8 protein-coding genes are annotated in these 12,641 nt (G+C 56.6%); 4 read left to right on the top strand and 4 right to left on the bottom strand.

Features of this window, described 5'->3' with window-relative positions; genetic code table 11:
• A partial coding sequence (locus tag AC221Y_RS12640; protein ID WP_486707439.1) for an adenylate/guanylate cyclase domain-containing protein occupies nt 1-2,535 on the bottom strand: 2,535 nt, incomplete at its 3' end.
• A 564-nt stretch (nt 2,536-3,099) separates the two neighbouring features.
• On the opposite strand from AC221Y_RS12640, the gene AC221Y_RS12635 reads away from it, so the two are divergent.
• From AC221Y_RS12635 to AC221Y_RS12620, 4 genes are read left to right on the top strand one after another with little or no spacing between them, the layout of a single operon-like run.
• Nucleotides 3,100-4,482: a phosphatidylserine decarboxylase gene (locus AC221Y_RS12635; protein ID WP_486707438.1), complete on the top strand. Its 1,383-nt coding sequence runs from the start codon at nt 3,100-3,102 to the stop codon at nt 4,480-4,482.
• Nucleotides 4,483-4,525: 43 nt separating this feature from the next.
• A complete protein-coding gene (locus tag AC221Y_RS12630; protein ID WP_486707437.1) occupies nt 4,526-6,235 on the top strand; it encodes a LodA/GoxA family CTQ-dependent oxidase in 1,710 nt (569 codons plus the stop codon).
• Entirely contained in the window at nt 6,235-7,329 is a 1,095-nt protein-coding gene (locus AC221Y_RS12625; protein ID WP_486707436.1) for an NAD(P)/FAD-dependent oxidoreductase, read from the top strand. The genes AC221Y_RS12630 and AC221Y_RS12625 overlap by 1 nt, the downstream gene beginning before the upstream one ends.
• Before the next feature lie 12 nt (nt 7,330-7,341).
• Complete coding sequence (locus AC221Y_RS12620) at nt 7,342-9,024, top strand: hypothetical protein (RefSeq protein ID WP_486707435.1); 1,683 nt, start codon at nt 7,342-7,344, stop codon at nt 9,022-9,024.
• Nucleotides 9,025-9,370: 346 nt separating this feature from the next.
• Here AC221Y_RS12620 and AC221Y_RS12615 read toward each other — a convergent pair whose 3' ends face one another.
• The 3 genes from AC221Y_RS12615 to AC221Y_RS12605 form a co-directional block, all read right to left on the bottom strand.
• A complete protein-coding gene (locus AC221Y_RS12615; RefSeq protein WP_486707434.1) occupies nt 9,371-10,843 on the bottom strand; it encodes a mannitol dehydrogenase family protein in 1,473 nt (490 codons plus the stop codon).
• 27 nt (nt 10,844-10,870) lie between these two features.
• Nucleotides 10,871-11,644: an L-iditol 2-dehydrogenase gene (locus tag AC221Y_RS12610; protein WP_486707433.1), complete on the bottom strand. Its 774-nt coding sequence runs from the start codon at nt 11,642-11,644 to the stop codon at nt 10,871-10,873.
• On the bottom strand, nt 11,641-12,641 hold a 1,001-nt coding region (locus tag AC221Y_RS12605), incomplete at its 5' end, for an ABC transporter ATP-binding protein (RefSeq protein ID WP_486707432.1). The genes AC221Y_RS12610 and AC221Y_RS12605, both read right to left, overlap by 4 nt.

The following is a 12,641-nucleotide window of genomic DNA, read 5'->3' as shown; positions in this document are numbered from 1 at the left end:
GGCGTGGAATTGCCCGGTTTTTGCGAACAGAATTACAAGATTGGTCCGCCATGCAGAGACGGAGGCCATGTCGGTTGCATCGCCATAGGCCAGCAACATGCGTTCAAACCCTTTCAATGCCGCCTCGGGCTCGCCACTGCGGCCGTGAACGGCGGCGAGTCGGGGAGCGATAAGCGTTTCCATGAATCGAACGCCCGATGTGCTCGCCACGTCGATCGCGTATTCGTATTCGGCCAGGGCAGCTTTTGGATTTTCCGCTTCCAGGGCCGCACCGCGTGCGCCGTGGGCGACGGCAATGGACATAGGCACGCCGGCCGCGTTCACCTTGGCCACGACGTCATCGGCAATTGTCAGGGCTTTGTCCGCATGGCCCGCTGTCGCCAAAATGTACAGATGGAAGGCCATCATCATCCGGTCATGCGTGTCTGCCGGATGATTGGCGCCCGTGGCCAACAGTTCGATGGCTTCGTCCAGTTTACCCGAGAAAATGGCAACAAATGCCAAGTCGCCATAGGCCCAGACGAAAGGTTCGAACGTTTCGTCGTCAAGTAATGACAGGGCTTCCTCGCCGAAGCGCTTTGCCTCTTCAAACCGGCCAAAGGCCCATGCAGAACTGGCGCACCAGGTTAAGAGTATGATGAGGCGCGGGTGGCGGGCAGTTCGGGCTTGATCGACCACTTCTTCGGCCCAGTTCGCTGCTTCCTCACGCAAACGAAAGCGTGCCAGATCACCAACGCTCGACGCGATCCGTGCTGCAGGGTCAATGTCGTTGTTTTCGTTGGCCCAGCGAAACGCGTCGCGTAAATTGTTGATCTCAAGGTCCAGCCACTCATGGGCTTTCATCTGGTTTGCGCTGCGCCACAGTTTGAAATTCGCGTAAGATTGATCGGCATAGAAAGTTGCATGCGCATGACGCACGTCGGCGGCGTCCGCACTCGCAGCCAGTTTCTCGCCCCCGAATGCCCGAATGGTTTCGAGTATGCCGTAGCGAAAATTATTGTCCGTCTGGATAACCGTGACCAAGGATTTGGACACCAGTGAATCAAGAATTTCGACCACGTCGAAAGCATCCACCTCGCCGCCGGCGCAAACCGCCTCTGCCGCTTCCAGCGTGAAGCCGCCTGCAAAAACCGATGCGCGATTGAGAACGGCTTCCTCTGTGTCGTTCAACAAATCGTACGACCATTGAACCGCTTTTTGCAGCGTCTGGTGGCGTATCCGCGTCTCGGCCCGCGACCCGCCCGTCAGCAGACGAAAACGCTGGTCCAGCCTGTCGCGGATTTGTCGGGGTGTCATCGATTTCACACGGGCTGCGGCCAATTCGATCGCAAGAGGAACGCCATCCAGTTTCTCGCAAATATCCCTGACATCGGCCTCGTTGTTTTCGATCTGGAAGGTGTGAGAGACCGCCTTCGCGCGTTCTGTAAAGAGTTCAATCGCAGGCGCGTTGCTTCCTGATATCTGCAGCGGTGCCACCTGCATGACCTGTTCGCCACTAATTGACAGCAATTCGCGACTGGTGGCGATGAGCGAGATTTTGGGGCAAGTGGTCAAAATTGCGTCCGCAACAGTGGCTGTGGCGCCGATCAAATGCTCGCAGTTGTCCAGAATGATCAGCATGCGGCGCCCGCGCAGGGCGTCGGCAAGAGACTCAAGCATGCTTTTTTCGCTTTGTTGCGAAACACCGAACAAACCTGCAATGGCAAGGGCAACCGCGGCCGGGTCCGAAATCGCGGCAAGATCTGCGAACCAGACACCATCCGGATAATTTGACGCAGAATGGCGGCCCGCCTCGATTGAAAGGCTGGTCTTGCCGAGCCCTCCCATACCGAACAATGTGACAAAACGGGACGTTTCAAGGTGAGTTTTTACTTCAGCAAGGGCATCTTCACGCCCGATCAGTTCGGTCGCACGTTCGGGCAGGTTCCCCAAAATCACGGTCCGCTTCATTCTTTGTGGCAGGTCAAGCACCTTTGCCCCGCCCCTTTGCGCGATCAGGTGAACGTGGACTGGGTTTTCCACGTTCTTGACCTCGTACTCACCTTGATCGAGGAACCGTAACGAGGTGGCGTCGCCGCAGGCCCGGCGGACGTCTTCTGAAACGGCCACGCCGCCGGATGGCGCGAGGCTTTCGAGGCGGGCCGCAATATTGACACCGTCGCCATAGATGGTGGCGTCCGGCTTTTCCAGAATTTCACCGTTGTGGATGCCCATCCGAAGCATCATTTTGCGATTTTCAGGTGATCCCAGCGCCCTCTCAGATATTTCCAGTTGGGCGGCGCAAGACGCGTAAACCGCACCGATTGACGTGTCGAAAACAGCGAGAATTGCATCGCCAACCTCGTCGGCGATATAGCCGCCGTGATTTTCGGCCTGTTTGCGGACAATCGCCCTGACGTCATCCAGATCCGCCACGGTCTTGGCCGGGTCGTTACTCATGAGGCGGGTGTATCCAACGACATCAGCCAACACCACTGTCGCCCATTTCTTGATGAGGTCTCCCTCGCCGGTTTCTTCCCGATCACTTGACGACATTCGAGCACTCCTCGTTTCCCGGCAGGCACGTTCCCAAAGCTGAATTTTTCATTTTGGGACAACCGCGCCTTTTAACCAAAGACTACATCTATTTCGCGGGATTAACAGGTTACTTTTTAAGTGTTTTCTTGAGAATGTCAGTATCTTTGCCGGAAAAGGGGTTCCGCCATGATTTCTGAATACCTGGCAGAGCATTTTTACGCGAAATAAGCTGACAATGCATCGCTTCGGGCGTCTTTGCGAATCAAGAGATTACAACCGCAGGTCGTCTGTTTTATTGACAACTGGTCGATCCGGCGTCTACCGTCTTCGCAACTGAACAGCGCGGAGGACAGCTTCAGGCTATTTAAATTGGCTGCCGTAAAATTAGGCAATTCTAATTTGATACCAGCTACTTAATAAGGATGCATTATGTCGCCGAATTCAAAAAATTCCAAAAATAAAAATGGCCGCGGGGCATCAAATTCCGGTGCGCCTACCTCTTCGAAATTCGATCCGCCCTCTGCTGGTAAGGGCCAAAATAATCCGGGCCATTCTGGTTGGGGCAGACGTCGGGCTGCATCGATGCGCCGGGCCTTCGTTGCCTCGGAGAGCGATTATCCGGTTACGGGCTCGAATTTTTTGAAAGGTATTCCGGCCCCCGGAACGCCGTACAGCCCGCAACAGCCTGCCACAAAAGAGTTGCAGCGCATGATCAAGGAAAACCGCTATCAAGAGCATTTCCAGTCGGCGATAACGCATGTAGCCAGCCAGCCAGTTGGAGAGTTGAAAAAGATCGAGACACTGGACCAGTTCTACTTTTATGTGGATGCGCTGGTGACATGGATTCCGGAAACCAGACATTGGACGAGTGACGGGCAAACCATGCACGAGCGGACCGTTTATTTGCGGATCGTTGAGTTCTATTATTATTTCAACCAAGAGACGCTCGACAAATTGCAGAGCCCGATTGCGCCGCAGTCCGGAGCGGACCTTACACCACTCTCGGCATGGTTGCGGAAATTCGCGGTGGATTGGGGAGGATACCTCGACACAACTGCATCTGCAGAATTCCTCGAAAGCTTTAAGTATGCGCCTGAGTACAACTGGCAAGATTACCAAAAGCCACCAGAGGACTACGGCACCTTCAACGAATTCTTTGCAAGACAGTTCAAGGATATCGACAGACAGCGGCCTGTGGCGCAAGAAGCCAATGACCGCGTCATTGTGTTTCCCGCGGAATCCACTTTTGTGGGACAGTGGTCGATTTCCACCAACACGCCTGACGGGCCGATACAATCACCGCCCTCGATCGTGATCAAGCACATTGAATGGTCGATACAAGAGTTGCTGAATGACAGTAAGTATGCGGCAGATTTTGCCGGTGGCCGCTTTTGCCATAGTTTCCTGAATACCTATGATTATCACCGTCTGCATACGCCGGTTGCCGGTAAGGTTTTGGAAGCGAAGTTCATTCCGGGCCAAGTCTATTTGCAGGTGGGGCTGAAAGATCAGGACGCAGAGACGGCGAGTAGTGATCTTGCCAGTGCATTCGTACCACATCGCTATCTCGATGCGGATGACCCGACAGGGTATCAGTTTGTACAATGCCGAGGCCTGATCGTTCTGGAGACTGAAAATTTTGGCAAAGTGGCGGTGCTGCCGATGGGCATGGCACAGGTTTCATCTGTCGTTTTCACCAACCCGGACAAAAACCACAGTCCGATACAGCTCTCCTCAAACGAACGCGAGGGTTTGGGCTATGATGCACAGGTCGCCAAGGTGAATGAAAAAATTGCCGATGAATTGGTCGGAAAGCAGCTGAAGAAGGGCGAAATGTTCTCCTTCTTCCAATTCGGAGGGTCGGACTGTGTCGTGGTCTTCGAGCGTCAGGCCAATGTAAATGTGACGGCGCAGCTTAAGGTGCATTATCCGATCCGCAGCCAGTACGCCTTTGCCAACTATTGAAAACCAGACGCTCTGAGCCGCTGACCGCCAAAGGGAAAACTCCATGATCAGAACCTACGCCATTCATCCAGCCATCGGGGTTGCCCGAATGGGCAATCTGACGCTCGACCCCAGCGATCCTGCGACTTTCTATGTCGGCCCCGAAGCACCGTTCGACGTGCCAAATGAGGGCAAAGACTACAAGAAAAACGGCCAGATCAAAAAACAGGCGCAGCGATTTCGAATTTACGAGTATGAAGACGGCAAGGCCGTGCGAGAGATCACACTCGCCGATAAGCGCGTGAAGGAAATCACATGGTCGGTGCGTCTGGGAAACCGCAAATCTGCGCTCGACATTGCCCCCGAAGCGCCGGGCCACTTCGTGCAACCCACGCATCCGCCACCGGATTTTCACCCTTCGCTGACCCGGAACAATTCGGTCATGGATTTGAAGGAACGGAAAAAGCTCTGCATTGACACGGGCTTAACAGAGGTTCCCACGGACGGATCACTGACTGATCTTACCGGAGAGTTCAGCATGCCGTCCGGGCAGGTGGAGCCTCTGACCAAGCCTGTGAAACTTGGCTCTGCCATGATGGATTCGGGCACCGGGCACCTGCTGCTTTTTGCAAGTGACGGGCTGTCCGAGGGCATCAAGGATGGAAAATTCAGCCAGAACGCACCGTTTCGAAACGCGGCAGGTATCGATGTCTTTGCCAATAGCGACGATTGGTACGACCAGTCCGCCGACGGACCGGTGCATGCAGAAATAACTTTCGAAAACGGTGACCCGGTTCAGATCACCGAACCTGAACAGTCGGCTTGGGTGATCTGCGCCATGCCGAAATACGCGCCCGCCCTGAACTACTTCACCGATCTTTACGATGTGGCGCGAAGTGCATCATGGCCCACCGGGCTTGACGTACCGAAACCTTCGTTCGCGAATGATATTTACCCGATCCTTCGCAGCGTTTCCCTGTTGCAATGGGTCAGCGCAAAGGGGGCGATGGGGCACCGCACCGGGGGTGGCGGTTTTTACCTGACGCCCGAAAGGATGAAGATTTTGAATGATACCGACGCGGATCGGAAGTCGGTCGCATTCAAGACCAGAAAGACCATTTTTGATCGCATCAGAAATCCCGCCAAGGTGCCGGTGCGTCCGGGGCCACCCCTGACGACCAAGCAAATCAAACCCAAGCAAATGCCGCAGCTTCCGAGCGATGTCCTGGACGCCCCGGGCAAAGAGGATTGGGACCTTTCCGTAGTGACGCCACTGCAATACAGAATGCTTAAGATGTGGCGCGACGGCAATTTCGTTCCCGATGGTGTCTACCAGTACAAGCCTTTAGATAAGATCGATGTTGCGCAACAACCCGCCGCACTGGACCGGGCAGCGCTTTTCGGAACGTCCGGGACACCGTTTTACCCTGGCATTGAATCATGGCTGATCATGACGGTTCCTAAGCTTTATGCCGCGCCGATGCGCATAGCCGGGGATAGCCAGCCTGGCGACCTGACCATCGGAAATGCGCTGCCGTGGCAAGCGGATTATCTGGACTGCACCGACACCTGGTGGCCTGTGCAGCGCCCGGGTCAGGTGACGCGCAACGGGATGCCGATGCAGTCATGGGTACCTGACGAATGGGGCGGCAACGGAGATGATCCGGACTATGGGCAGATGGTCAAAAAATGGTGGCGTCTCGGCTTTGTCATAAGCGCACAAAACGGCGCCACATATTATGAGACGGAACGAAATTTCGAGGAAGATACCTGATGACGGTGCACGCGCTTGTGGTTGGTGCTGGCCCCTCGGGTCTGGCTGCAGCTGCGCAACTGACCACATGGTGCGATAGCGTAACCGTCGCCGAAGCGCGCTCCAGAACGCGTCAGCGTCATGTCGGCGAGCATTTGCCCCCTGCAGGCGTCCGGCTGTTGTCGGACCTTGGGATGGACAATCTGCTGAACGATCCGAACCACGGAAACAGCTGCGGCGTTTGCTCTGCCTGGGGGCAACCGGAATGGGCTGAGAAGAATTATTTCTTTACGCCGTCCGGTGCCGGCGTAAACCTCAGGCGTGATGTCTTTGACGAGGCGCTTGCCAGCCATGCGACAGCGCAGGGCGCAGAGTTAAATTTCGGCACGCGCCTGAGCCATCTGATACGACATGACGCAGGGTTCGAAGCGATCCTGCGCGGTCCTGCGGGTCAGCACAGCAAGACAGTCGATGTTGTGATCGACGCCAGCGGGCGGCAGGCCCGGGCCGCCCGACTGCTTGGCGCACGGGTTCGCCGGCTCGACCGGCTTGTCGGCATCGTCGGCAGGGTACACGGGACCGAGCCCACGGAAGACACCGGCAAGCTGTATATCGAAGCCGTCGAAAATGGATGGTGGTATGCCGTGCAATTCGAAGACGGATTGCTGATATGTGCCTTTATGACGGACGCGGATGTGGTGGGGAAAGCTCCGGGTCGCGCCTCGGACCTTTGGCATGAGCGTCTGAAAACAAGCCGCATCCTGCCCTCGCTTGCGAGAAAGGGAAACTGGTCAGGCCGTGTGGATGTTTTTGATGCGGCCAGCCAGCAATTGAGCCTGCCCGAGGTGGAGGGCTTCACTGCCGTGGGCGACGCGGCATGTGCCTATGATCCATTGTCTTCCTGGGGCATCGCGAAGGGCTTACAAGACGGACAGCGAAGCGGTGCGGCTATGCAAGCGTGCCTTTCGGGCAACCCGGATATACTGAAACGCCTCAAGGCGGAAAAACAGGCTGAGTTCGCTCGTTTCCGTCAACGGCACAACCAATTCTACCGCTCAGAAACCCGTTGGCCGAGTTCGGGATTCTGGCGCAGGCGACAAGCGGAACTTGTTTAAAAGGAGACTGATATGAGAACGTGGATTTCTTGCACACTCGCTGCGCTGATTTGGGCCACTCAACCGGCGGCCTGCTTCGCTGACGAGAGCTGGAACGACGACAGTCTCTACAACGAAGATCTCCATGATGCGTACATGGCAAAGGTCAAAGCGGCGCTCGGGAAGTTTGACGATGTGCCGGTCTGGGAATGGGGTCCCGACGCGGAAGGAAACCACGACCAGTGGAACCTTATCAATGGCGAATACGTCCCTGTGACGGTCAACGGAAAGCCACCGGAATCCTATTATGTCGATATGCGCTCCGATCGGCCTATGATGCTTCCGACGCGGGTCGAAGGTTTCCACGGTGGCGACGGTCAGTCCAATCCCTACAACGTCGTGGGCAGGATGAAAGGTGAGAACCCTGAAGTCCAATGGGTCTTTATGGTTCGCAAGTACTATCAAAAAGAGCCAACCGAAAAAGAGAAATTCATAAAGTCCGGAGACGTGGCAATTATCGGTCACCACCCGCGCACGGGTGCCTCGACTTATTTCCAGTTTTATGATCCTGAAAATCCGAAACCGGTGCAAACTGTAATATCTCCTTTCAGCAAAAAGGGTGGCATGAAGTTCTGGTCGCCTCTGGTGACGCAAGCTGAGACATTCCAGTGCCAGCGGTGCCATAATGCGGACCCGTTTCTGCACACGCCCTGGGTTGATCAGGTAAGGGTCAGCAAACCGAAAGACGGAGAGGTCTTCCCGGATCCAATGGTGCCATCCAACCCTCTGGGGCCTTTCTTCTTTATTGATTCTGACCAGTCAGAGATGTTTGCCTTTTGGGACGACTCGCTGCGTCACCTCGATAATCCGGAAAACAAATGCACCACATGTCATAGAGTGACACCCTTTGATATGGCCGGACTTTATCAGAACAGCACCCGTTTCGCCGGTGTGTCGCCGGAGGATCACAATGAATTCGCCGTCGAGATGCACGGCTTCCAGACAGACGCCTTTACCAAGCTCCCTTGGATGCCCCCTGTGGTCTTGGGCGATTTCTATGCCGGACAAGAGGCGGCGCAGTCACTCTGGATCGAACTTTATCTTGAGAGTGCGACCGAGGTGAATACGCTGAAGCCCGAGTACAGCCGCAAGCTCAAAAAGGTTCCGCGGCCACCAAAGCAGTATGAGAGCATTTTGGTGAAGCGTCCGAACCACGACGAGCTTAAGCCGGGCCAGTCCATACTTATCGTGGACAACCGGATGCGGGCAAACACGGATGCGCGCCTCGCTAAATGGCAGTTTTACGCAAATGCTGAAGCATCAGACGCGATTGAAGCGCGCCCCGTGGTCCTTCGCGCTGATCCCACCGGAACCGGAGCTGCGCAGTACAAAGTCGTTTACGTAGGCGATCCCTATACAAAGGAGCATGCCAACCGAATGGTATCATTCAATATCAACAGGGAATTTGACCTGAAGCTGGGCGATTACCTAGGCTTGGTGATGACCAATACGTCTGGCAAAATCAAAAATGGTCTCGTGCCCTATTCGATCGACGATTGGGCCAAGATCAGCTGGCCGGATGGAACACCGCGTTTCCCCGATAGCATCCTCACACATTTCCAGCGAATGAATGAACTGCCACAGGCCGGGAAGACATATACATTCGATGAGACTGACTATCGTACATATTCCTTCGAAATGAGAAACAGAATGTAGTCAGCAAGCCGGCGGGCGGTGTCAGACGAATGCGAAACTGTCTCTGCAAGTACAGTGGCACTGTCCTTTAGTGCGCACCTAGGCCGCGCCACTCCGCAAACGCGGCGGCGCGGTTATGATCTAAAATATCCCGGCTGGTGAGCCTTCGTATCTAGTCGAAGTGGTTGCAGACAGAGGAGTGGACGGCAGCGAATTTCTACAAGCATAACATCTTTCGGACTCATACCATAGCGCGTTCCCGCCGTGACCTGAGCCCCAAGTATCCTCCAGCTCATGGAGGGTCCTTGGGTTATGCCGCCCTACCCGACTCAAGTCACATTCCGCTGCCAACGCCCGTCCGCAGGATTTATCCATTCCCCGCCAAATACAACTGCAGCGAAGCGCGGCACCCGTCAGTCCAGATGCGCGCGAGCCAGTCTTCGAAAGCTCTGGAAAAAGATTTATTCTCGGCCAGATCACCATAGATATGGCGCTGTTCCAGCCACGCCCGAGGCCGTTCGCGCGCTTCGGCAGCCACGACCGTAAGCTCGTCCCACAACGGATCGTTGGGCTCGATGATTGAGCCGTCTTCCCGGGTTCCTTGGCACCATCGTGCCCAGATCGCCGAGACCAGCGCGAATCCCTCCACGGAGGCACCGGCCGCCAGCCGCTCGCGCACCATCGGCAGTATCCAGCCGGGGTGTTTCGATGACCCGTCGAAACAGTTGCGACGGGTCGTGTCGTGAATTTCGGGGTTCGAGAAACGGCGGTCGATAAGGTCGATATATTGCGCGGGCGTCATGCCCGGCACTGCATGTACCAGCGGTGCGATTTCTTCGGTTTCCACCTTTCGGAACAAGCCCCGGATTAGCGGATTTGCCATGCAGTCGTCGATGGTTTGCACGGACAGCAGGTCGCCGGGTGTCGTAATCACCTGGTGGCCGGCATTGAGAATCCGGAGCTTCATCGTCTCGTAGGCGTGGACATCATCTGAGAAGGTTACACCGGCGATATCCCAATCCGGGCGGCCTGCGCAAAAATCGTCCTCGATCACCCATTGGCGGAAGTTTTCGTGGGTGACCGGGGCAGCGTCGTCAATGCCAAGTTTCTTTGCAAGTTCCAGCTCTTTCGGCCCTGTCGCTGGCACGATGCAGTCCACCATCGCGTTCGGGAAACTCATGTTTTCGTCAATCCAATCCGCCAGATCCGGATCAGAGAGCCGCGCCAACGACACCACGGTCTGCCGCAGGATTTTGCCGTTGCCCTGAAGGTTGTCGCAGCTTTGCCCGGTAAACGGCCCGTTACCTGCCGCGCGCCGCTGTTTCAGAGCCGCGACCATCGCACCGAAAGCTGTGCGCGGGTTTTCCGGGTTCGTTGCGTCGTGCCTGATGTCGGGATGGTTGGCATCGAAACCCTTTGTCACGGCATCGATGTAATAGCCGCCTTCAGTCACCGTCAGCGCGACGATCCGGATAGCCGGGTCGGTCATTTTCGCGATCAGGGGGCCGTTGCCCTCTTCGATGGGCAAGTAGTCGATCATCGATCCGACGATTTCCACCGACTTTCCGGCGGGGTCGAGTTCGATCAACGTGGTCAGGCAATCCTGCGCCAGAAGTTTTTCGCGCTGCGCGGCATCATAGGGCCGGACCCCAGCGCCGATGATCGCCCAATCCAGCGCCTTGCCCTGCTGCATCAGCCGGTGCAAGTACCAAGCCTGATGCGCGCGATGGAAATTGCCCAGTCCGATATGGACGATTCCTGGTGTCAGCTGCGACCGGTCATAAACAGGGCCAGATATCCCCTCAGGAAGTTGCGCCAGCGTTGCGTTGCAGAGTTTCATGCTCCTGCCCCCTTCGATCCTCAATTATCAACTCATCCAATTTCCGCCATCGACGTTGTAAGTCTGGGCGACGATGTAATCCGCCTCATCGGTCGCGAGAAATATCGCCATGCCGGTCAGGTCTTCGGCACGACCCATGCGGCCGTAAGGAACGGACTCGCCGACCTCGCGCTTTTTCTGCCCCGGGGCCTTGCCCTCATATTTGGCAAAGAATGCGTCGACACCGTCCCAGTGCGCTCCGTCAACGACGCCCGGTGCGATCGCGTTCACGTTGATGCCGTGTTGGATCAGGTTCAGCCCGGCCGATTGAGTTAGACTGATGACCGCCGCCTTGCTGGCGCAATAGACGGCAACGAGCGGCTCGCCGCGGCGCCCGGCTTGGCTGGCCATGTTGATGATCTTGCCGCGAACTCCGCGCGTCACCATGTGATCCGCCACCGCCTGCATCGTGAACAGGGTTCCGGCGACGTTTATTTCAAAGACGCGGGTATAGTCGCTGCGCGTGATCTCGGCGATAGGCGCGGCGGTAAAGATGGCGGCATTGTTTATCAGAATGTCAATCTGGCCCAACTGCTCGACGGTTTCCGAAACCGCCGCCTCAATGCTGTCCTGTGCGGTCACATCCATACGCACTGCGATGGCATCCGCGCCCAGCGACGCCGCAGCCGAAGCCGCGCCCGCGGCATCGATGTCTGCGATAGCTACGCGCGCGCCCTCGCGGCAATAGGCCTCTGCGAATGCCAAGCCGATCCCGCGTGCCGCCCCCGTGATTAGGGCCGTTTTACCCTCAAGCCGCCTCATTCAATCCGCAGGCCCTTTGCGTCGAACTTGTGGATGACATCCTCGCGTGGCGTCATGTATATGCGGTCGCCGTGTTTGAAAAACACCTCGCCACCGGCTCGGACGGTGATGGTCTCGGCAAGGCCGGTATCGTGCACGTGAATGAACGTATCAGATCCAAGATGCTCCGACACGCCGACCACCCCCGACCAGTCCCCCGCGTCGGCCGAGACCGAGATATGCTCGGGACGGATGCCGATGGTATGGGCGCCGTGTTTCGCAGCTTCTTCGCCCTCGATGAGGTTCATCGTCGGAGAGCCGATGAACCCGGCGACGAACACGTTCTGCGGCGTCCGGTAAAGTTCCAGGGGAGAGCCGACCTGCTCGATATTTCCGGCCCGCAACACCACGATCTTGTCGGCCATGGTCATCGCTTCGACCTGATCGTGGGTGACGTAGATCATCGTGGTCTTGAGCCGCTTGTGCAGTTCGCTGATTTCAAGCCGCATACCCACACGCAGCGCGGCGTCGAGGTTCGACAACGGTTCGTCAAACAGAAATGCCGCCGGTTCGCGGACGATGGCGCGGCCAATGGCGACACGCTGTCGCTGGCCACCCGACAACTGGCCGGGTCGACGGTCGATATAGTCGGCGAGATTCAGAACCGACGCCGCATTTTCCACCCGGCGGTCGATCTCGGCCTGGTCCAGCTTCGCCATGCGGAGCGGAAAGGCGATGTTCTTGCGCACGCTCATATGCGGATAGAGCGCATAAGACTGGAAAACCATCGCCAGTCCGCGCTTTGCCGGCGGGATCTGCGTGGCATCCTCGCCATCTATAGAGATCTTGCCTCCGCTCACGTCCTCCAGACCCGCGATCAGCCGCAGCAGCGTTGATTTACCGCAGCCCGAAGGGCCTACGAAGACGACGAATTCGCCATCGTTAATCTCGAGATCCAGCGGCGGAATCACGGTGACCTCGCCGAAACTCTTCTTTACTTTTTCAAGTACGATACGTC

Source organism: Boseongicola sp. (genome assembly GCF_057460485.1).
The sequence above is the reverse complement of the archived record's forward strand: the minus strand, read 5'-3'. Positions and strand labels throughout refer to the sequence as shown.